Genomic DNA, 21,690 nt, shown 5'->3' on the forward strand with positions numbered 1-21,690 from the left:
GTTCCTTATCCGCGGCGAAGCCCGTCGATCCGCAGTACTGGCACCGTGCCCAGCCCCTTGGGCAGCGTCACGGTAAGCCCCGACGGCGACTGGCGGAACGGCACGTCCCCGCCCCCCAGCAGCCGCGCCCGCGCCACCCGGCCCGCCTTCAGCCCCAGCGCCTGCACCGTCACCGGCGCGCTCGGCGCCTTGAGGAAGAACAGGTACAGCGTATCGCCCTTGGTGGTGAAACGCACATCCCGCTCGGTGAAGCCCTTGAAGCCGTCTTCGTTCTGCATGCCCGCGGCGAGCTGGGTCGGCCCCTCGCCATAGACACGCCACGGCCGGGTGCCGAACACCGCCTCGCCGTTGACCGCCATCCAAGCGCCGAGATCGTCGAGGATGCGCTCCTCCTCCGAATCGATCGTGCCGTCGCCGCGCTGCGGCACCGAGAGCAGCAGATTGCCGTTCTTCGAGATCACGTCCGCCAGCCGCTGGAGCACGTCGCCCGCGGACTTGTAGCGCTTCTCGGTATAGAGGCTGCGCTTGTAGAACCAGTCGCCGAGGCAGGTGTCGGTCTGCCAGGGCTCGTCCCACAGCCTGTCGGCAAAGCCGCGCTCGACATCCTGCACCAACCCGAAGCGAGCATAGGGCTTGAGCTGCTTGGCGTTGAGCACCACGTCGATCTTGCCGCTCTTTGCGATCGAGCGATTGTAATAGTCGGCCGCCGCAGCCAGCCCGATCGGGCCGAACGGCAGCTCGTAATCGTCGAAATAGCAGAGATCTGGCTGATACTTGGTCACCAGATCGACCTGGCGCTGCAGCCAGCGGGTCGCATAGGCGGCGTCGCCGGCGGGGCCGTGCTCGACCCATTGGCCGTCATTTTGCTCGTGCCACTTGCCCATCGCCTGCATCGTGGCGATGCCGTCGGGGGCGACGATGTGCTTGCCGGTGTAGAGCAGCTGCGGATCGAGCCCCTCCCACCATGTGCCCGCGCCGTCCGCCTTGGTCAGGCGGAAGGCATCGTAGCGCTCGCCCTTGCGCGCGCCTTCTGGATCATAGCCATAGGCGGTCTGGAACCAGTGCCAGGCGTGCGCCGCGTGGTTGGAGACACCGAAACGCAGCCCGTGCGCGCGCGCCACCTTCTCCCAGGTGCCCACCACGTCGCGCTTCGGCCCAACCCGGAGGCTGTTCCAGCCGTGATGCGCACTGTCATAGCAATCGAGATTGTCGTGATGGCAGGCGAGCGACACGAAGTATTTCGCGCCCGCCTTCACATAGCGCCGCATCAGCGCCTCGGGATCCCAACGCTCGGCGGTCCAGCGGTTCTGGACCTCCAGGAAACCGACATCGGCGGGGTGGCCATAGGCCTTGCGATGGAAATCCGAGGCCGGATGGCCCTGGATGTACATGTGCCGCCCGTACCAGTCGCCCTGTTCGGGCACCGATTGCGGCCCCCAGTGCGACCAGATCCCGAACTTCGCATCGCGAAACCAGTCCGGGTAGCGGTAGTTCGCCACCAGCGAGGGCCAGCTTGCCTGCACCGGCCCTTGTGCCGTCCTCTGCGCCCGCGCCACCGCGGGCAGGGCGGCGAGCCCGGCCAATACTCCGCGACGCCGCCACCCTGATCCGATCATTGCTACCTCCGCTGAACCACGACAGTACCACCTTGATACCGCACTTCAGCGTCAAAGCTATTGTCATCGGTCACCGGCTTGCCGGCGCTGACCCATTTTACCCGGAAGCTGCGCGTGGCGGGCATGCCGGCCCAGCCCTTGCCTTCGCGTGCGCCGATGGTGAGCGTGCCGGCCTTGTCGTCCCAGGTCAGCGGAATGCGGCTGAACGCGCCCGCTTTGTACTGCGCACTGCGACCGTCATCCTCGTAGAGCGAGAAGGCCCCGTTGGCGCCGGTATAGACGGTAATCGTCAGCGGCGCGTCCGGCTGCTGGTCGACATATTGCGTCACCGGCCCCATCGGCACGATCGCGCCCGCGCGGACGAACAGCGGCATCCGCTCGGCGGGCGCGGCGATCCCGGCGATGGTGCCGCCGCGATAGGTCTTGGCCGTGGCGAAGTCGTACCAGGTGCCGGTGCCGGGGAAGTAGACGGTGCGGCTGCGCGCCTTATATTCGGTCACCGGCGCGACGAGGAAGGCGTCGCCGAACAGATACTGGTCGTCGATCCGCCGCGCCTTGGCATCGGCCGGATAGTCCATCACCAGCCCGCGCATGATGCTGCCGTCCTTCCAATAGGCATCGGCACCCAGCGTGTAGATGTACGGCATCAGCCGGTAGCGGAGCTGGTCGTACCACAGCATCGACGCGCGCATCGGCGAGCCTTCGGGCGATATCTGGTAGATCTCGCGGAACGGCTCCTCGCCATGGCTGCGGAACAGCGGGCTGAACGCGCCGAACTGAAACCAGCGCAGGTTGAGCTCGCGCCATTCGGCCAGATCCTCGGGGGTCGGGTTCTTCGCCTCGTAGCGCGGCTCGACCGCGAAGCCGCCGATGTCGTGCGTCCAGTTGGGCAGGCCCGACATCGCGGTGTTCACCCCCGCTGAAATCTGCGCGCGCAGATCGTACCAGCGGGTCGCGACATCGCCCGACCACACCGCCGCGCCGTAGCGCTGCAGTCCGCCGAAGCCCGAGCGGGTGAGCAGGAAGGGTCGCACATCGGGCTTGAAGCTCTGCCAGCCCTCGAAAAAGGCGCGTGCGTTCATCAGCGGATAGCTGTTGAAATATTGCGCGGCGGGGCCGAGCGCGGTCGGGCCCATGGTGTCGATCCGCTCCTCGATCGAGAGATTCGAGTGCATGTCGGGCTCGCTGGCATCGGCCCACCACGCATCGGTGCCGAGCACGCCCAGCTTTGCCTGCACCTGTTTCCAGAAGATCCGCCGCCCTTCGGCCGAATAGGGATCGTAGAAGGTGTTGGCATAGCCGGGGCCGACCCAGTCCTTGTTCCCCTGGCGCAGATTGCCCTGATAGGCCGCGCCCGCCGCGTTCAGTTCCTTGTAGTTCTCGGTCGTCGGATAGAATTTCGGCCAGACCGAGATCATGAACTGCGCGTGCTGCGCATGCACCTTGTCGAGCATCGCCTTGGGGTCGGGGAAGCGCGTCGGATCGAAGGCGTGGCTACCCCAATCGTCGTCGCGCCAGTAGCGCCAGTCGAGCACGATATTGTCGAGCGGGATGTTCAGCTGGCGATAGCGGTCGACCACGCCGGTCACCTCGTCGGCGGTGTTGTAGCGCTGGCGCGACTGCCAGAAGCCATAGACCCATTTGGGCATCATCTCGGCCTTGCCGGTCAGTTGGCGATAGCCGGCGATCGCGCCGTCCATCGTGTCGCCGGGGACGAACCAATAGTTCTTGGCCTGGCCCACCTCGCTGGTGAACCACACCGAATGGCGGTCCTGCGCGGGCAGCGGGTCATTGTGGAGCAGCGCCATATAGCCGGCGTTGGGCTCCCACTCGATGCGGATCCTGACCGGCTTGCCCTGCACCATCGGCAGGTCCAAATTGGCGTACCAGGGGTTCCAGTTCTGCCGCCAGCGATCCAGCACCAGCTTGCCGTCGGCATAGAGCTTGAAATAGCTCGAGCCGTAGAGCTGGAACTTGTGGGTGCCGGTCACCGCCGGCTGCAGGTCGCCGGTCCACACCACGGTCTGCTTCTGCACCGCATTGCCCGCGGTGTTCTGCCCGCCGGTCGCCGCGACGGTGCGCGCCTTGGCCGCCTCGGGCCAGTTCTTCTGGTCCTTGATATACTGGTAGGCGATCGTCGCTTCCTGGCGCGAGACCGCGAGCTTGCCGTCGAGGAAATAGTCCGCCTTCCAGCCGGGCTTGCCGTCGCTGGTAACCTTCATCCCCTCGCCGACCGGCGTATAGGGCCTGGGGTTGCCGAAGCGGGTGATGCTCGCATTGTCCCAGAGCAGCCCGTAGCTGCGCGTCGAGACGAGGAACGGCACGCCGATATCCATATTGTGCTGGGCGAGTTCGACGTCCTCGCCGTTATAGTCCATCTGCGCATTCTGGTGCTGGCCCAGGCCGTACAGCCCCTCATCGCTGCCGCGGTTGAACTGCTGGCTGACCGAGACGAAGCGCTTCCCCTCCACCGTCACCGGCCGGAACGCCGCCTGGCCGGATTCGGCGAGCAGTTCGCGGCCCTTGGCGTCGGTAAAGCGGACGCGGCCGGTGGCGATCTCGATGTCCGCCGTGGCGCGCTTCGCCTTGAGCAGGACATGGCCGTTGGCGCTGCCGACCTCGAAGCCGCCGGGCGCGGGCGGATTGGGTGCCATCAGACTGGGGGCGAGCGTGCCGGTATCGACGCCCTTCGGCAGGGCCACGACATGGAAGATGCCGTCGCCGTGCACCGTCACTTCGACCTTGGCCGCGCTGCCGCCGGTGGGGGTGACGACCACGCCGCCATCGGTACGGGTGTAGCCATTTTCCTGCGCCGCCTGCGCCACGCCGATCGCGCTGCCAGCCAGCAGCGCCGCCATCCACACCCGCTTCATGCCCGTCTCTCCCTCATTTTCTTTGGCGCCCGGCGCCCGCGCCGGGAGTGCCATCGCCCCCCGGCAGCGTCCACCCAGGCGTGGTCGTAGAGCGCGACGCCTCCCCTTTTCGGCTCGGTTGCGCGGCACCAATGATTCTGCAACCACAGGGTAGCGTTACCAGAATCAGAAGCAAATCATCGCGGGGGCCAGGCTTTCAGCGGAGAATTGCTGGGTCGCAAAGGAGAGGAAGTCCGTGTTCGAAGACCTGACGCGCCGAACGATGTTCACCGGCATGGCCGCCACCGCGACGCTGACCGCGCTGCCCGCCGGTGCCGCGGATGCGCACGAGGTGCTGCCGCTCTGGCCCGGCTCGCCCCCCGGCGCTCCCTCCCCGCTGCCGAAGCCGAGCTACGAGGAGCGTTCGAAGGACCCCGCGGCGCCTGATCGCTGGCAGCGCGGCATCGACCGCCCTTCGCTCACCGTGCGCCGCCCCGTCAGGCCCAACGGCACCGCGGTGATGCTGATGCCGGGTGGCGGGTATGGCTTCCTCGCCATCGACAATGAGGGCGAGGAGCAGGCGCGCTGGCTCAACGCACTGGGCATCACCGCCTTCATCCTGCGCTACCGCATCCCCACCGAGGGCTGGGCCAACCGTTCGATCGTGCCGCTCGCCGACGCGCAGCGCGGGCTGCGGCTGATCCGCGCATCGGCGAAGCGCTACGGCGTCGATCCCGCCCGAATCGCGACGATCGGCTTTTCCGCCGGCGGCCATCTCGCCGGCAGCCTGGCGACACGCCATGCCGAGCGCGTCTACACCCCCGTCGACGCCGCCGACCAGCTCTCCGCGCGTCCCGACCTCGCGGGGCTGATCTACCCGGTGGTGAGCATGGCCGCGCCCTTCACCCATCTCGGCTCGCGCGACCAGCTGTTCGGCACCGGCGCCGATCCCAAGGCGCTCGCCGCCGCGTCGGTGGAAACCCGCGTCACTGCCGATACCCCGCCGGTCTTCCTCACCCATGCGAGCGACGACGGGCTGGTGCCGATCGAGAACAGCATCGCGCTCTACCAGGCGCTGCTCGCGGCCAAGCGCCCGGGGGAGTTGCACGCCTTCGACCAAGGCGGGCACGGCTTCGGCGTGCGCCTGCCCAAGACGGTGCCGGCCTCGATCTGGCCGACGCTGTTCGCCGCCTATGCGCGGCGGCTGGGGGTCTTGGCCGGCTGAGCGCAACGATCCCATCGGCGAAGCGTCTGTAGGAGGAGAAACCATAACAAGGCGCGCACCATGGATCCGAGACACGAACCCGTCGAGAAACGCGCGCGCAAGGGGCTGGGGGTGGTCGCACTGATCGTGCTGGTTACCCTCGCCATATTGTTCGTCGGCTACAACATCTACTACATCGTCACGCCGGGCTGACCGGCATTGCATCGCCGCTCCGTCATTCCGGCGAAAGCCGGAATCCATTGGGGCCTCCGTCGCGGCTCGAGCCGGAGCGTCCCGGCAAATGGATACCGGCTTCCGCCGGGATGACGGCGGAGAAGGGCGGGCTCTATGCTTCCCCGATCCGGGCGCGGCGGCGGCGGACCGGGCTGGCGATCGACAGGCTGGGCACCACCGGCGACTCCACCCGATCGAACCAGCCGAGCGCCGAGGAGATCGCCGTCGCCGTGCTCCGCAGCAGCGCCAGTGCCTCTTCCTGCGAGACGTGCGGCGCGTCGTCGATCGCGGCGAGGAACGGGATGGTCAGCGCCGCGACGACATGGCCGTCGAAGCCGAAGACCGGGCAGCTCATGTCCGACACGCCTGCCATCCGCGCGCTGGGGATCGATTCATAACCCTTGGCACGCACCGCCGCGAGCTGCTCGGCCAATCCCCTGGGCAGCCCCTTGGGATACAGCGCCGCGCGCCGCTCCTCGTCCATCGCCGCCAGCAGCACATGGCCAGAGCAGCTGGTCAGCAGGTCGATCTCGGTGCCGAGCCGCACCGCGAAGCCGGTCTGGCCCGGGCTTTCCTGCCGGGCGACGATGAGGCCGCGCGTGCCGTTGACTACCACGAGGTGGCAGGACTGCACCGTCGCCGCTGCCAGGCTGTGCATCAGCGGCGTCGCGACATGGGTGAGCTCCTGCGCCGGAGTCGCGCGGTGGGCGATCTCCAGCACGCGGTAGGTCACCCGGTAGCGATCGCTGGCGCCGTCCTTGTGCAGCCAGCCGCGCCGGTCGAGCACGACGATAATGCGGAACAGCTCGCTGATCGATCGCCCCAGCCGCTGGGCGATCTCGCTGATCGTCAGCCCCTGCGGCTCGCTCCCGAGCAGCTCGATCACGTCGATCGCCTTCTCAAGCGCGGGGGCTGCATAAGCGGGCGACTTGTCGGCCGAAGCGGCGGATGCATTCTCGGTCATGACAGACAGGCTAGCCAATGCGACGAGCGGTGTCATGCCGCTTGCGAACAATCGCGGCTTGGGCCTAAGAATGTGAAAGTCATTTTGACCTATGAAAACGTTTTAGAGGAGTTGGGGAGGCGATGCGTTTCGGCAACAAGACCGCGCTGGTAACCGCGGCGGGGCACGGCATCGGCCGCGCGACCGCGCAGCGGCTGCGCGACGAGGGCGCCAAGGTGTTCGCGCTCGACCGCGACGGCGCCGCGCTCGCGACGCTCGACGGCGTCGAGCCGGTGGTGCTCGACCTGCTCGATGCCGACGCCATCGCCGCGCTGCCCGAGACGATCGGCCAGGTCGACGTGCTCGCCAACATCGCCGGTTTCGTGGCGGCGGGCTCGATCCTCGACGGGACCGACGCGGACTGGATGCTGTCCTTCGACCTCAACGTCCACGCGATGCACCGCATGATCCGCGCCTTCCTGCCGGGCATGCTGGCCAAGGGCGGCGGCGCGATCGTAAACATGTCCTCGATCGCCTCCAGCGTGAAGGGCATCCCCAACCGCCATGCCTATGGCGCCTCCAAGGCCGCGGTGATCGGCCTGACCAAATCGGTCGCCGCCGATTTCGTCGCCAAGGGCATCCGCTGCAACGCGGTCTGCCCCGGCACGGTCGACACGCCCAGCCTCCGCCAGCGCGTCGCCGAGCAGGCGGCGCAGCAGGGCATCAGCGTCGAGGAAGCGCATGCCGCCTTCGTCGCGCGCCAGCCGATGGGCCGGCTTGGCCAGGAAGACGAGATCGCCGCGCTGATCTGCTACCTCGCCAGCGACGAGGCGAGCTTCACCACGGGCGCGGTGCATGTGATCGACGGCGGGTGGGTGAACTGATGTCGATGAACGCCCGCATCACCGGCCTGCGCACGGTCGACCTGCGCTTTCCGACCAGCGCCTCGCTCGACGGCTCCGACGCGATGAACCCGGACCCCGATTATTCGGCGGCCTATGTCATCCTCGAAACCGACGTGCCGGGTCTCGAAGGCCATGGCCTCACTTTCACCATCGGCCGCGGCAACGACATCTGCGTCGCCGCGATCGAGGCGATGCGCCACCTCGTCATCGGCCTCGACCTCGCCTGGATCGCCGAGGAGCCCGCGCGCATGTGGCGGCACCTGACCGGCGACAGCCAGCTGCGCTGGATCGGCCCCGACAAGGGCGCGATGCACCTCGCCACCGGCGCGGTGGTCAACGCGATCTGGGATCTCTGGGCCAAGGCCGAGGGCAAGCCGGTGTGGAAGCTCGTCGCCGACATGACGCCCGAGCAGCTCGTCCGCGCGATCGACTTCCGCTACCTCACCGATGCGATCACGCCCGAACAGGCGCTCGCCCTGCTCACCGAACGCGCGGCGGGCAAGGCCGAGCGCGTCGCCACGCTCGAGGCAAACGGCTATCCCTGCTACACCACCTCGGCGGGCTGGCTCGGCTATCCCGACGAGAAGCTGCGCCGCCTCGCGCAGGAAGCGGTCGATGCCGGCTTCCACCATATCAAGCTCAAGGTCGGCCGCGATCTGGAGGACGATATCCGCCGCGTCCGCATCGCCCGCGAGGTGCTGGGGCCCGATCGCAAGCTGATGATCGACGCCAACCAGGTGTGGGAAGTCGGCCAGGCGATCGAGTGGGTCAACGCCCTCGCCTTCGCCAAGCCCTGGTTCATCGAGGAGCCGACCAGCCCGGACGACGTGCTCGGCCACAAGGCAATCCGCGACGGCATCGGCCAGGTACAGGTCGCGACCGGCGAGATGTGCCAGAACCGCATCCTGTTCAAGCAGTTCATGAGCGTCGGCGCAGTCGATGTGATCCAGCTCGACGCCTGCCGCATCGGCGGGGTGAACGAGGCGCTGGCGGTGCTGCTGCTCGCGGCCCGCTACAACCTGCCGGTGTGCCCGCATGCCGGGGGCGTGGGGCTGTGCGAATACGTCCAGCACTTGTCGATGATCGACTATCTGTGCTTTGCCGGCACGATGGACGGCAGGGTCATCGAATATGTGGATCATCTCCATGAACATTTCCTGGAGCCCTGCGTGATCCGCCACGCGGCATACATGCCGCCGCAGCGTCCCGGCTATTCGATCGAGATGAAGCCCGAGACGCTCGTCCAATATCGGTTCGGCGCATGAACCTGGGGCTCGCCGGCAAGGTCGTGATCGTCACCGGCGGCTCGTCGGGGATCGGCGCGGCGATCGCAGGGGGCCTCGCGCGCGAAGGCGCGTTCCCCGCCATCGTCTCGCGCGAGCCGCCCCGGCCCGAGCTGGTCGCGCAGCTGGGCGAGGACTGGCTGTTCCACCCCTGCGAACTGGCCGAGGACGACGCCGTGGTCGCCGCGGTCGACGCAGTGGCGGCGCGCTTCGGGCGGATCGACGGGTTGGTCAACAATGCCGGGCTCAACGACAATCTCGGCTTCGAGGCCACCCCGGCGCAGTTCCGCGCCTCGCTCGACATCAACCTCGTCCATTATTTCGGCATGGCGCGGGCAGCACTCCCGCACCTCAAGGCGGCGCAGGGCGCGATCGTCAATATCGGCTCCAAGACCTCGATCACCGGCCAGGGGCACACCAGCGCCTATGCCGCCGCCAAGGGCGCGGTGCTGGCGCTGACCCGCGAATGGGCGGTCGCGCTGCGCGGCGACGGCATCCGCGTCAACGCGATCGTACCGGCCGAGGTCGAGACCCCGGCCTATGCCGAATGGCTGAAGAGCTTCGACGACCCCGCCGCCCGGCGCGAGGAGATCGAGCGCCGCGTGCCCTTGGGCCACCGCTTCACCACCCCGGAAGAAATCGCCGACACCGCGCTGTTCCTGCTTTCCGGGCGGGCCAGCCACACCACCGGCCAGTGGCTGTTCGTCGACGGCGGCTACACGCATCTGGACCGCGCCATCGAATGACCCCAACAGGGGCGTCGCACCAAGGAGAGGACACATGGCCAGCAAGGCCGGACGCTACACCCCCGCCATCATCCTGACGGTCTCGCTGTTCTTCCTGTGGGGAATGGCGAACAACCTCAACGACATCCTGATCGCGCATTTCCGCCGCGCCTTCACGCTGAGCGATTTCGAGACCAGCTTCGTCCAGCAGGCCTTCTACCTGGGCTATTTCCTGCTCGCGACGCCGGCGGCGATGCTGGCGCGGCGGCGCGGGTACAAGGCGGCTATCGTGACGGGCCTCACCCTTTACGCGATCGGCGCGCTGCTCTTCTATCCGGCGACGCATTTCGGCGAGTATCGCTGGTTCCTGGCGGCCTTGTTCGTGATCGCCTGCGGCCTCGCCTTCCTCGAGACCTCGGCCAGCCCGCTGATCGCCGAACTGGGCAGCCCCGAAGGCGCCGCGCGCCGGCTCAACTTCGCCCAGGCGGCCAATCCGCTCGGCACGATCTTCGGCGTGCTGGTGGGCAAATATTTCATCCTCTCCAGCTTTGCGCAGGACGACAAGGCGCTGGCGGCAATGTCCGCCGCCGAGCGGACCGCGACGCTGCGCGGCGAGCTCGCCTCGGTGCAGACGCCCTATCTCGTGATCGGGCTGGTGGTGCTCGCCTTCGCGCTCGCCGCCGCGCTGATCGCCTTCCCGGACAACCGCCGCGACGGCGACGCGCCCGCCGTGCCGACCGGCAAGGCGCTCGGCACCGTGCTGCGTGACCGGACGCTGCTGTTCGCGGTGGTGGCGCAGTTCTTCTATGTTGGCGCGCAGGTGGGGCTGTGGAGCTACACGATCCGCTACGCCCAGGTGAACCTGCCCGGCCTCACCGAACAGGGCGCGGCCGACTATCTGTTCGCCAGCCTGGTGCTGTTCGGCGTGGGCCGCTTCGTCGGCGCGGCGATGCTCGGCAAGGTCTCGGCGCCGCAGCTGCTGGTGGTGTTCGCCGGGCTGTCGGCGGCGCTGACCGTGGCGGCGGTGTTCGTCGGCGGCACGACCGGGCTCTATGCGCTGGTGGCGGCGAGCTTCTTCATGTCGATCCAGTTCCCGACGATCTTCGCGATCGGCATCGGCGGCCTGGGCGCGCTGAAGCAAATCGGCGCCTCGCTGATCGTGATGGCGATCATCGGCGGCGCGGTGCTGACCGCGGCGATGGGGCACCTGTCCGACCTCGCGGGGATCAACCTCGCGCTGCTGGTGCCGGCGGTGGCGTTCCTGGTCGTGCTCGCGTTCGGGGTACGCGCGACGGGGACGGCGGGGGATGTGGCGTTAGTGACGGCGGGGCATTGAAAGCCTTAAAAGATCCTCCCCTGAAAGGGGAGGGGGACCGCCGCCGAAGGCGGTGGTGGAGGGGTGTCCCAACCTGTGGCGGAGGCCCGCGCCCCCAGCGTCGACACCCCTCCGTCAGCCCTGCGGGCTGCCACCTCTCCTTACAGGGGAGGATATGAAGTCAGCACTCGCATGCACGACGGCCGAATGAATGATTGCAACATCACGCATCCTCCAGCACAACGCTGTCCAATGTTGGTCAGACTGCTCTTGCCGCTCCCGGTCCTGCTGGCGTTGTCGAGTTGCTCTTATATCTTCATCAAAGCGGTTATAGTGAACGGAAAACTGGCGTTTATAGTCGATCCCCATTCTTCCAATCAGCCCAGATGTATCCGAAGCGTCCATGTTGACACAGTGCGCAACTGGTCGCCAACGGCGTTTATTGGTGGAAAGACTATTCGGTCGATGCTTGCCCCAACCGCCTTCCCATTTTCTATGGCCAGAAACTTGAAGGCAAGCCTGCCGTATATGATGGGCAACCCAGTTCGAGCGTCGATGCCAAACCTCTGAAGTTGGGCGTTACATACAACGTTTTCATGCAAGGTGACGGTGCGAACGGCACCGGTCGTTTTCGCATTCGCGCCGACCGGACGGTAGAGAATTTGCCTCCGGAAACGATCAATAACGCCTTGGAAAATACAAACTGACGGCTAGGAGGCTCAAAGCCCCTCCTCTTCAGGGGAGGGGTTGGGGTGGGGCCGTGTCTCACCGAGACCAACCGCTGTTCTGGAATCCCTCCACCCCCAAACCCCTCCTCCAAGGAGGAGGGGCTTAAGAGTCGACCAGCACCACGTGCAAAAACCGCGGGCCATGCGCGCCGCGGACATAGGTGCCTTCGATGTCGGTCGTGCCGCTGACGCCCGTTACCCAATAATGCGCGCGCGGCACCGCCCCGCCCGGCGCGGCGTCCTCCAGCCAGCGGACCAGCGCGGCGGCCTCCAGCACGACGATGTGCCGCAGCGCGAGGAAATTGGGCAGCATCGGCGCTTCCGACGAGGTCTCGAACACCAGCGAGCCCGTCTCCGCCACCCCGGCGCGGGCGAAGGCGAGGACTGCGCCGTCGTCGATCGGGCACGCCTCCAGCCGCGTGAGCCCGGCCCAGTCGAGCCCGTCCACCCGCGCATCGGGCGGCAGCCATAGCGCCGGTTCCGCGCCCTCGGCCGCGAGATACCCAGCCACCGCCCCCGGCAATTCTGCCAGCGAGCCGATCCGCGCATGCGTCGCCGCCACGCTCGGCTGGCCAAGCTGCGCCAGGAAGCGCGCCACCAGATCCTCGCCCCCCGCCGGCCGCTCGCGTTCCTCGCCCGCCAGCAGGCACGCCGCCTCCGCCGCCAGTACCGCAGGATCGGCCACCGGCCCCAGCCGCGCCAGGATCGCGGCGCGCGCGCTCATCGTTCGCCCTTTCGGTAGCGGTCCATGAAGCTCTCCGCCGCCGGGGCGGGAAAGTCACGCCCGCCGGTCCAGCCGCCGGCCAGCGGCAGCTTCGCGATCCAGCCGCGCCCGGCCAGCCGCATCGCCCGGATCGCCCAGCGCACGCCCGCGCGGTAGAGCCAAGGCCGCCGCGCCGCCCAGGCCCAGAGCCCGAGCCCCGAGCGCAAGGTCACCGGCTCCAGCCCCTCGCGCCAGCTCTTCTCGCGCCAGCCGCGCAGCAAGGTCGGCAGGGGGATCGCGACCGGGCACACCTCCTGGCACTTGCCGTTCATGGTACACGCGTTGGGCAGGTCGCGGCTCGCCGCTAGCCCGTCGAGCGCGGGGGTGAGCACCGACCCCATCGGCCCCGGATAGGTGCCGCCATAGGCATGGCCGCCGATCTGGCGGAACACCACGCAGTGGTTCATGCACGCGCCGCAGCGGATGCAGCGGAGCATCTCCGCCAGCCCTTCGTCGCGCATCGCGCTGCGGCCGTTGTCGACCAGCACGATGTGCATCTCTTCCGGACCGTCGCGGTCCCCTGCCCGCTTCGGCCCGGCATAGAAGGTGGTGTACTGGGTCAGCGCCGCGCCGGTCGCCGAGCGGGCGAGCAGCCGCAGCAGGTGCACGGCGTGGTCCATCGACGGGACCAGCTTCTCGATCCCCGCGGTGACGATATGGACACGCGGCGGCACCAGCGAGAGTTCGGCATTGCCTTCGTTGGTGACGGTGCAGATCTGCCCGCTATCGGCAATCAGGAAATTGGCGCCCGAGATGCCGACATCGGCGCCCAGCATCTCGCCGCGCAGCTGCCGCCTTGCGCTCGCCGCCATCGCGACGATGCTTTCCTCGGCATGCGGCTCGCGGTGGCGGGCGTGGAAGAGTTCGGAGATCTGCTCGCGCGTCTTGTGCATCGCCGGCCAGATGATGTGCGAGGGCCGCTCGCCGGCGAGCTGGATGATGTGCTCGGCCAGATCGGTCTCGACCCGGCCGATGCCTGCCGCTTCCAGCGCGTGCGGCAGGCCGATCTCCTCGCCAAGCATCGACTTGGAGCGCGCGACGCTCTTCGCCCCCGCCTTGCGGCAGATCTCCACGACGATCGCGCAGGCCTCGTCGGCGGTTGCGGCCCAGTGGACGGTCGCGCCCGAAGCGGTCGCCGCCGCCTCGAACTGGACGAGGTAGGCGCCGAGATTGGCGATCACATGGTCCTTGATCGCCGCCGCCCGCTCGCGCGCCGCCGCGAAGCTGGGCCAGGCGCCGATCGCCGCGCCACGCTTGGCCTCGGCGGTGCCGGCGGTGCGCTCGACCGCGATCTTGAGCTGGCGGTCGGCGAGCGCGGCGTCGACCCGCGCGTCGAAGGCGCGGCTCACTGCGCTTCCCCGATCGCAGGGCCGTCGGCCATGCCGGCCAGCACCTCGATCGTGTGGAAGGCGCGCACGTCCGCCCCGCGCCGGTGGAGCTTGCCCGCCATGTTCATCAGGCAGCCGAGATCGCCCGCGAGCAGCAACCCCGCGCCGCTCGCCTCGACCGCCGCCGCCTTCTCGTCGGCGATGGCGTTGGAGATGGCGGGATATTTCACGCAGAAGGTGCCGCCGAAGCCGCAGCAGGTCTCCTCACCCGCCAGCGGCATCAAGTCCAGCCCGTCGACCGCGCCGAGCAGCCGCCGCGGCTGCGCCTTGATACCGAGTTCGCGCAGACCCGAGCAACTGTCATGATAGGTTGCGGTCGCCGGCAGCGTCACGCCCTCGGGGCGCCAGCCGCACGCATCGAGCCAGGCGAGGATCTCCCACGTCTTTGCCGCCACCGCCTCGGCCCGCGCGGCCCATTGGGGATCGTCGGCGAGCAGCTCCGGATAGTGGCAGCGAATCGTCCCCGCGCAGCTGCCGGAGGGAACGACGATGGCGTCATAGCCCTCCAGCATCGCGACGTTGCGCCGGGCGAAGTCGGTCGCCGTCGCGCGGTCGCCCGAGTTGAGCGCCGGCTGCCCGCAACAGGTCTGCGCCTCGGGCACCACGACCTCGCACCCGGCATCGGCCAGCGCCCGCAGCGCCGCGAAGCCCACCCGCGGCCGCATCGCATCGACCAGGCAAGTGACGAACAGCGCGACGCGGGAAGAGGGAGCGATGGTCATGCCGCGCCTTCGCATATCGGCGCGCGCACTGTCACCAGCCCGCGCATCAGCCGGCCGCTGCCTCGGCCTGCATTTCGGCCACTTCGCGCCGGATCATCTTCAGCACCAGTGCCGCCCCCCGATCGGTATCCTCGGCGGGGCTGAGGAAGCGGTGCTGCATCAGCCCCAGCGCGGTCGCGGTGATCACGTCGGTCAGCGCACAGCGCCGCTCGGCAAAGGCCTCGCCCGGAATCAGCGACGATAGCGCCGCGAGCATCGTCCCACGCACGTCCTCACGCGTTTCCTCGAAGATCGCGGCGATGCGCTGGTTGCGCGCCGACTCGGCGACGATCTCGGCAAAGAGCGGATCGGTTTCGCCGGCTTCGGGGCGGAGGAAGTCGGCGAGCCAGGTCCAGACAAACTCCGGATCGCCGCTCCGGATTCCCGCGCACAGCGACTCGGGCGATAGGAAATCCATGCAGTCCGCCTGCACGATCTGCGCGACGATCGCCTCCTTCGAAGAAAAATCTCGATAAATTTGACCCACCGCAATGCCTGATTCCTTGGCGATCTGGGCCACGCCGGTAGCGTGAAAACCGTTCGCAATGAACAACCTGCGTGCTGCGGACACGATTTTCTCGCGCCGCAACAGGGCTTTATCGCGGGGTGGAACCCCGCCTTCTTCCGTGGCTTCTGCCATCCGTGTTACCCTCGAAACCGTCTTGACCGACTACCTCACTTCGCAGTAGCGGCGAATGTGAGCGATCGTTCACTCACATATATCACAACGGCAGGCATCCGCATGACTTTTTTCCGTCACACCGCGCCGGCTCTCGCGCTTGTCCTCGCCGCCTGTGGCGGTCAGTCCCAGCAGCAGGGTGGCGGCGCCCCCGGCGGCGCGGGCGGACAGCAGGCCGCTCCGCCCCCCGTCTCCTATGTCGTCGTCCAGCAGCAGGCGGTGCCGCTCACCAGCGAGCTGCCCGGCCGGCTGAGCCCCTATGAGAGCTCGGACGTGCGCCCGCAGGTCAACGGCCTGATCCTCGAACGGCTGTTCACCGAAGGCGACATGGTCCGCCAGGGCCAGCCGCTCTACCGGATCGACCCCGCCCCCTATCGCGCCGCCGTCGCCAGCGCCCGCGCCGCGCTGACCCGCGCCCAGGCGACCATCGCCACCAGCGAAGCACTTGCCCGCCGCTATGGCGAACTGGTCAAGATCAACGCGATCTCGAAGCAGGAAGCCGAGAACGCCGTCGCCAGCGCCGCCCAGGCGCGCGCCGACGTCGCCGCCCAGCGCGCCGCGCTGACGACCGCTGAGATCGACCTCGCCCGCACCACCATCCGCGCGCCGATCAGCGGCAAGATCGGCCGTTCGGTGTTCACCACCGGCGCGCTGGTCTCCGCCTCGCAGGCCAATGCGCTGACGACGATCCAGCGGCTCGACCCGATCTATGTCGACATCCAGCAGTCGAGCACCGACATCCTCAAGCTGCGCCAGTCGATCATGGCCGGCCAGGTCGCGCGCGACGGCAAGGCCAAGGTGGCGGTGACGCTCGAGGACGGCAGCGCATATGGGCCGCAGGGCACGCTGCGCTTCGCTGACGTGACCGTCGACGAGACCACCGGCAGCCAGGTGATCCGCGCGCTGTTCCCCAACCCCAACGGTCTGCTGCTGCCGGGCATGTTCGTCCGCGCCCGCCTCGTCGAGGGCACCCAGCAGAACGCGATGCTGGTGCCGCAGCGCGCCGTCAGCCGCGACGAGCGCGGCAACCCGACGGTGCTGATCGTCGGCGCCGAGAACAAGATCGAGCCGCGCCCGATCCAGACCAGCCGCACCGCCGGCGACAGCTGGATCGTCACCAGCGGCCTCAAGCCGGGCGACAAGGTGATCGTCGAGGGCGCGATGATGCTGCGCCCCGGCATGCCGGTCACCCCGCAGCCGTGGAACCCGAACGCCAAGCCCGCCCAGGGCCAGCCGGGCGCCGCCGCTCCCGCCCAGGGGAAGTAACCGCCCATGTCGCGCTATTTCATCGATCGGCCCATCTTCGCCTGGGTCATCGCGATCATCATCATGCTGGCGGGCATCCTCGCGATCCGCAGCCTGCCGATCGCGCAGTTCCCGGCGATCGCGCCGCCCGCCGTCTCGATCACCGCGACCTATCCGGGCGCCGACGCCCGGACGCTGGAGAACACGACGACGCAGATCATCGAGCAGCAGCTGAAGGGGATCGATCACCTTCGCTATTTCTCGTCCTCGTCCTCGTCGGCGGGCACCGTCACGATCACGCTGACCTTCGAGCAGGGCACCGACCCGGACATCGCCCAGGTGCAGGTGCAGAACAAGCTGCAGGCGGCCACCCCGCTCCTGCCGCAGGAAGTGCAGCAGCAGGGCATCCAGGTCGCCAAGGCCACCCAGAACTTCCTGGTGGTGATCGGCCTCTATTCGGAGAACGGCAGCCATAGCGGCACCGATCTCGCCGACTATGCCGTCTCCAAGCTGCAGGATCCGCTGTCGCGCGTGAACGGCGTCGGCGACACCCAGGTGTTCGGCTCGCAATATGCGATGCGCATCTGGGTCGATCCGGTGAAGCTCAACAAATACGCGCTTACCATGGACGACGTGACCACCGCGATCCGCGCGCAGAACGCGCAGGTCTCGGCCGGTCAGCTGGGCGCCCGCCCCGCGCCGAAGGAGCAGATGCTCAACGCCACGGTGTCGGTCCAGTCGCGGCTCACCACCCCCGACGAGTTCGCGCAGATCCGCCTGAAGAGCGGCACCGATGCCTCGGTGGTGCGCCTGGGCGACGTCGCGCGTGTCGAGATCGGCGCGGAAAGCTACGGCTTCGATTCGAAGTGGAACGGCAAGCCCGGCGCCGGCATCGGCATCAAGCTCGCCCCCGGCGCCAACGCGCTGACCACGGTCGACCTAGTCAAGGCGCGCGTCAACGAGATCGCCAAGACCTTCCCGGCCGACATCAAGGTCATCTACCCGTACGACACCACGCCGTTCGTCCGCCTGTCGGTCGAGCAGGTGGTGCACACGCTGATCGAAGCGGTGGTGCTCGTCTTCCTGGTGATGTTCCTGTTCCTGCAGAACTTCCGCGCCACCCTCATCCCCACGATCGCGGTGCCGGTGGTGCTGCTCGGCACCTTCGCGGTGATGGCGATCGCCGGCTATTCGATCAACACGCTGACCCTGTTCGGCATGGTGCTGGCGATCGGCCTGCTCGTCGACGACGCGATCGTCGTGGTCGAGAATGTCGAGCGCCTGATCACCACCGAGCATCTCAGCCCGATCGACGCCGCGCGCAAGTCGATGGAAGAGATCACGAGCGCGCTGGTCGGCATCGCCCTCGTGCTCTCGGCGGTGTTCCTGCCGATGGCGTTCTTCGGCGGCTCCACCGGCGTGATCTATCGGCAGTTCTCGATCACCATCGTCTCGGCGATGGTGCTTTCGGTGTTCATCGCGCTGGTGCTCACCCCCGCGCTCTGCGCCACCATCCTCAAGCCGCACAATCCGGACAAGGCGGAAGGCAACGGTCCGCTCGCGCGCTTCTTCCGCTGGTTCAACCGCAATTTCGATCGCGGCCAGGCCAAGTATGAGAAGGGCGTGCGCCGCACTGCGCGCAGTTGGAAGCGCTCGGGCCTGATCTACCTGCTGATTATCGGCGGCATGAGCTTCCTGTTCCTGCGCCTGCCCGGCGGCTTTCTCCCCGAGGAGGACCAGGGCATCGTCATCGCGCTGGTCCAGGGGCCTGCGGGCGCCACCTCGGCGCGTACCGACAAGGGGCTCGACCTGATCCGCGACCACTTCCTCAAGGAGGAAGCGGGCAATGTGAAGGGCGTGTTCACGATCAACGGCTTCAGCTTCGCCGGCGCCGGCCAGAACAGCGGCCTTGCCTTCATGCCGCTGAACGACTGGTCCGATCGTCCCGGCCGCGAGAATGCCGCAGGCTCGATCGTCGGCCGCGCTATGGGCGTTTTCTCGCAATATCGCGACGGCCTGATCTTCGCGATCACCCCGCCGGCGGTGCAGGAGCTCGGCAACGCGACCGGCTTCGACCTCCAGCTCGTCGATACCGGCGGCATCGGCCATGAACGCCTGCTCCAGGCGCGCAACATGATGCTGGGCATGGCGATGCAGGACAAGCGCCTGGTCGGCGTGCGCCCCAACGCGCTCGACGACGCGCCGCAGCTCAAGGTCGACATCGACCAGGACAAGGCCAAGGCGCTCGGGCTCGACCTCGCCTCGGTCAACAGCACCATCGCCACCGCCTGGGGCGGTTCGTACGTCAACGACTTCATCGATCGCGGCCGCGTCAAGCGCGTCTATGTCCAGGCCGATGCCCCCTATCGCCTGACGCCGGAGGACATCGCCAACCTGTACGTCCGCGGGCCGACCGGCACGATGACGCCGTTCACCGCCTTCTCGACGCTCAGCTGGGCGCAGGCGCCGGTGCAGCTCACCCGCTATAACGGCCTGCCCTCGATGGAAATCCTCGGCTCGCCCGCCCCCGGCACCTCGACCGGCGACGCGATGGCGGCGATGGAGGCGATCCACGCCAAGCTGCCGCCGGGCACCCAACTCGAATGGACCGGCCTGTCCTACGAAGAGAAGCTCTCGGGCGGCCAGGCCCCGGCACTCTATGCGCTGTCGCTGCTGATCGTGTTCCTCTGCCTCGCCGCGCTGTACGAGAGCTGGTCGGTGCCGATCTCGGTGATCTTGGTGGTGCCGCTCGGCGTGCTCGGCGCGCTGCTCGCGGCATGGCTCACCGGGCTCAACAACGACATCTACCTGCAGGTCGGCCTGATCACCACGATCGGCGTCTCGGCGAAGAACGCGATCCTGATCGTGGAGTTCGCCGAGGAGCGGATGCGCGAGGGCATGAGTGCCTTCGACTCCGCGATCGAAGCCGCCAAGCTCCGTCTGCGCCCGATCCTGATGACCAGCCTCGCCTTCATCTTCGGCGTGCTGCCGCTGGCGATCTCCACCGGCGCGGGCGCCGGCGGCCAGAACGCGATCGGCCGCGCGGTGGTGGGCGGCATGCTCTCCGCGACGGTGCTGGCGATCTTCTTCGTGCCGATGTTCTTCGTGGTGGTGCGCAATCTGTTCGATCGCCGCCGCAACAAGAATGCGGGCCCGGATACCAACCATGACGGCGGCGCAACCGCGCCGCAGGGAGCCTGACGGCCGTGACCAACCGCTTCCCCCTGCTCCTCGCGCTGGCCGCGAGTACCGCGCTCTCGGCCTGCAACCTGGCGCCCAAGTACAGCCGGCCCGAGCCGGCGGTGCCGGCGGCGCTGCCCCAGGGCGGCGTCTACCCGGCCGCCGCCACCGACGCGCCGGACATCAGCAAGATCGGCTGGCGCGATTTCTTCGTCGACGATCGCCTGCGCAAGGTGATCCAGCTGGGCCTGGACAACAACCAGGACCTGCGCCTCGCCGCCGCCAATGTGCTGCAGGCGCGGGCGCAGTACCGCGCGCAGCGGGCAGACCTGTTCCCCGCGATCGGCGTCAGCGGCACAGGCACCTACACCAACACCGCGCAGTTCGCGGCGAGCGCGGGCGGCGCGCTGGGTGGCGGCGGCGTGCAGGACGTCCAGAACTTCAGCGTCTCCGGCGGCATCACCTCCTATGAGATCGATCTGTTCGGCCGCGTGCGGAATCTCAGCCGCGCGGCGCAGGAGCAGTATTTCGCCAGCAACGAGGCGCAGCGCGCCACCCGCGTCTCGCTGATCGGCGAGATCGCCAGCGCCTGGCTCACCCTCGCCTCGGATCGCGAGCAGCTCGCCATCGCGCAGAACACGCTCAAGGCGTTCCAGCAGTCGCTCGACCTGACCCGCGCGCAGTTCCGCATCGGCACCGCCTCGGAGCTGGAGTCGCGCCAGGCCGAGACGACGTACGAATCCGCCCGCAACGACGTCGCCACCGCGCAGACGCGGATCGCGCAGGACATCAACGCGCTTCAGCTGCTCACCGGCGCCACCGTGGCGGCAGATCTGCTGCCGGAGTCGCTGGGCGACGCCAAGGCGACGATCGACGCGCTGCCCGGCAACGTGCCCTCCGAAGTGCTGCTGCGCCGCCCGGACGTGCTCCAGGCCGAGCACCAGCTGATCGCGCAGAACGCCAATATCGGTGCGGCGCGCGCGGCCTTCTTCCCGAGCATCTCGCTGACCTCCACGGTGGGTTCGATCGCCTCGACGATCGGCAAGCTGTTCGGGTCGAACACCGATACCTATACGGTCTCGCCCACCGCCTCGCTCAACCTCTTCAACTTCGGCAAGAACCAGGCGAACCTCGACTATTCCAAGGCCTCGCGCGACGCCGCGGTGGCGACCTACCAGAAGACGATCCAGACCGCCTTCCGCGAAGTCGCCGATGCGCTCGCCCAGCGCGGCACGATCGACGAGCAGCTGCGGGCGCAGAGCGCGCGGGCCAATGCGGCGGAGGTCGCGGCGCACCTGTCCGACGCGCGCTACCGGGCCGGAGTCGATTCGTTCCTCACCGTGCTCGATTCGCAGCGCAGCGCCTATGCCGCCGAGCAGAGCTTGGTGACGACGCGCCTAACCCGCGCGAGCAACCTGGTGACCCTGTACAGGACATTGGGCGGCGGCCTCGACTAAGGCGCTTGCCACCTGCGAAAATCGGCATACTCTCTGGCTCCTAGAGAGAAGGAGAGGTGTCGTGTCGCTGAACGAAGTGCACCCGAACCAGGACGAGGCTCTGCCGCAGCTGCCGGTGCAGGCCGCCGATGAAAGCATGATCATCCTCGAGGGCTTGTTGTGCGTGATGCGGGAGAAGAACCTGCTGTCGCGCCAGGACCTCGAGCTGCTCTGCCAGAAGGTCGAGCGCCGCGCCGCCGGTGTCAGCAAGAACCCCCTGCCCTGCTGCCCGGACAAGGCGGCGAATGCACGCAACTATATCCAGCGCCTCGCCGACTATCTGGGCCAGCGCTATGGCGGCAAGCACCTCCGCCGGGTGAGCTGAGCCGCTCACCGATTGCACCCCGGCGGGCGCCGCATCGGCGCGTCCGGC

General features: G+C 68.0%; 17 protein-coding genes. 10 read left to right on the plus strand and 7 right to left on the minus strand.

The features are described from left to right. Positions 1–5: 5 nt before the first annotated feature. Together ABIC65_RS10140 and ABIC65_RS10145 are read right to left on the minus strand one after the other, a co-directional pair. The gene (locus ABIC65_RS10140; protein ID WP_354308419.1) at positions 6–1,616 is read right to left on the minus strand and encodes an alpha-L-fucosidase; all 1,611 of its coding nucleotides are present in this window, start codon (positions 1,614–1,616) and stop codon (positions 6–8) included. Between the two features lie 2 nt (positions 1,617–1,618). Beyond that, positions 1,619–4,489, minus strand: a complete 2,871-nt coding sequence (locus tag ABIC65_RS10145) for a TIM-barrel domain-containing protein (RefSeq protein WP_354308420.1) — start codon at positions 4,487–4,489, stop codon at positions 1,619–1,621. A 274-nt stretch (positions 4,490–4,763) separates the two neighbouring features. On the opposite strand from ABIC65_RS10145, the gene ABIC65_RS10150 reads away from it, so the two are divergent. Together ABIC65_RS10150 and ABIC65_RS10155 are read left to right on the plus strand one after the other, a co-directional pair. Then, a complete protein-coding gene (locus tag ABIC65_RS10150; RefSeq protein ID WP_354308615.1) occupies positions 4,764–5,693 on the plus strand; it encodes an alpha/beta hydrolase in 930 nt (309 codons plus the stop codon). Between the two features lie 60 nt (positions 5,694–5,753). Beyond that, a complete protein-coding gene (locus ABIC65_RS10155; protein ID WP_354308422.1) occupies positions 5,754–5,885 on the plus strand; it encodes a hypothetical protein in 132 nt (43 codons plus the stop codon). 133 nt (positions 5,886–6,018) lie between these two features. Here the strand turns inward: ABIC65_RS10155 and ABIC65_RS10160 are convergent, their stop codons facing one another. Then, complete coding sequence (locus tag ABIC65_RS10160; RefSeq protein ID WP_354308424.1) at positions 6,019–6,870, minus strand: IclR family transcriptional regulator; 852 nt, start codon at positions 6,868–6,870, stop codon at positions 6,019–6,021. Between the two features lie 122 nt (positions 6,871–6,992). Here ABIC65_RS10160 and ABIC65_RS10165 point away from each other — a divergent pair, with 122 nt between their 5' ends. Genes ABIC65_RS10165 through fucP form a run of 4 tightly spaced genes read left to right on the plus strand, consistent with a single transcriptional unit; the run spans position 6,993 to position 11,098 of the window. Further along, the gene (locus ABIC65_RS10165) at positions 6,993–7,733 is read left to right on the plus strand and encodes an SDR family oxidoreductase (RefSeq protein ID WP_354308425.1); all 741 of its coding nucleotides are present in this window, start codon (positions 6,993–6,995) and stop codon (positions 7,731–7,733) included. Next, on the plus strand, positions 7,733–9,019 hold the full coding sequence (locus ABIC65_RS10170) for an L-fuconate dehydratase (protein WP_354308426.1): 1,287 nt from the start codon (positions 7,733–7,735) through the stop codon (positions 9,017–9,019). The genes ABIC65_RS10165 and ABIC65_RS10170 overlap by 1 nt, the downstream gene beginning before the upstream one ends. After that, positions 9,016–9,783: an SDR family oxidoreductase gene (locus tag ABIC65_RS10175; protein ID WP_354308428.1), complete on the plus strand. Its 768-nt coding sequence runs from the start codon at positions 9,016–9,018 to the stop codon at positions 9,781–9,783. The genes ABIC65_RS10170 and ABIC65_RS10175 overlap by 4 nt, the downstream gene beginning before the upstream one ends. 34 nt (positions 9,784–9,817) lie before the next feature. Continuing rightward, the gene (gene fucP / locus ABIC65_RS10180; protein ID WP_354308429.1) at positions 9,818–11,098 is read left to right on the plus strand and encodes an L-fucose:H+ symporter permease; all 1,281 of its coding nucleotides are present in this window, start codon (positions 9,818–9,820) and stop codon (positions 11,096–11,098) included. Between the two features lie 810 nt (positions 11,099–11,908). Here the strand turns inward: fucP and ABIC65_RS10185 are convergent. The 4 genes from ABIC65_RS10185 to ABIC65_RS10200 are packed head-to-tail and all read right to left on the minus strand — an operon-like array spanning position 11,909 to position 15,357. After that, complete coding sequence (locus tag ABIC65_RS10185; RefSeq protein ID WP_354308430.1) at positions 11,909–12,529, minus strand: LutC/YkgG family protein; 621 nt, start codon at positions 12,527–12,529, stop codon at positions 11,909–11,911. Next, positions 12,526–13,917, minus strand: coding sequence for a lactate utilization protein B (locus ABIC65_RS10190; protein ID WP_354308431.1), 1,392 nt, complete (start codon positions 13,915–13,917; stop codon positions 12,526–12,528). Before ABIC65_RS10190 ends, ABIC65_RS10185 begins: the two co-directional genes overlap by 4 nt. Beyond that, a complete protein-coding gene (locus ABIC65_RS10195; protein WP_354308432.1) occupies positions 13,914–14,678 on the minus strand; it encodes a (Fe-S)-binding protein in 765 nt (254 codons plus the stop codon). Before ABIC65_RS10195 ends, ABIC65_RS10190 begins: the two co-directional genes overlap by 4 nt. Positions 14,679–14,724: 46 nt before the next feature. After that, entirely contained in the window at positions 14,725–15,357 is a 633-nt protein-coding gene (locus ABIC65_RS10200) for a TetR/AcrR family transcriptional regulator (protein ID WP_354308434.1), read from the minus strand. Positions 15,358–15,459: 102 nt separating this feature from the next. On the opposite strand from ABIC65_RS10200, the gene ABIC65_RS10205 reads away from it, so the two are divergent. The 4 genes from ABIC65_RS10205 to ABIC65_RS10220 all read left to right on the plus strand — a co-directional run bounded on the left by ABIC65_RS10205 (position 15,460) and on the right by ABIC65_RS10220 (position 21,642). After that, positions 15,460–16,662 (plus strand): efflux RND transporter periplasmic adaptor subunit, encoded by a 1,203-nt coding sequence (locus ABIC65_RS10205; protein WP_354308435.1) that lies wholly within the window; start codon positions 15,460–15,462, stop codon positions 16,660–16,662. Positions 16,663–16,668: 6 nt separating this feature from the next. Further along, positions 16,669–19,842: an efflux RND transporter permease subunit gene (locus tag ABIC65_RS10210; RefSeq protein WP_354308436.1), complete on the plus strand. Its 3,174-nt coding sequence runs from the start codon at positions 16,669–16,671 to the stop codon at positions 19,840–19,842. 5 nt (positions 19,843–19,847) lie between these two features. Next, complete coding sequence (locus ABIC65_RS10215; RefSeq protein WP_354308437.1) at positions 19,848–21,278, plus strand: efflux transporter outer membrane subunit; 1,431 nt, start codon at positions 19,848–19,850, stop codon at positions 21,276–21,278. Between the two features lie 61 nt (positions 21,279–21,339). Further along, positions 21,340–21,642: a hypothetical protein gene (locus tag ABIC65_RS10220; RefSeq protein WP_354278439.1), complete on the plus strand. Its 303-nt coding sequence runs from the start codon at positions 21,340–21,342 to the stop codon at positions 21,640–21,642. The last annotated feature ends 48 nt before the right edge of the window (positions 21,643–21,690 follow it).

Origin of the sequence: Sphingomonas trueperi (assembly GCF_040545665.1) — a bacterium.
Classification (GTDB): Bacteria; Pseudomonadota; Alphaproteobacteria; order Sphingomonadales; family Sphingomonadaceae; genus Sphingomonas; species Sphingomonas trueperi_B.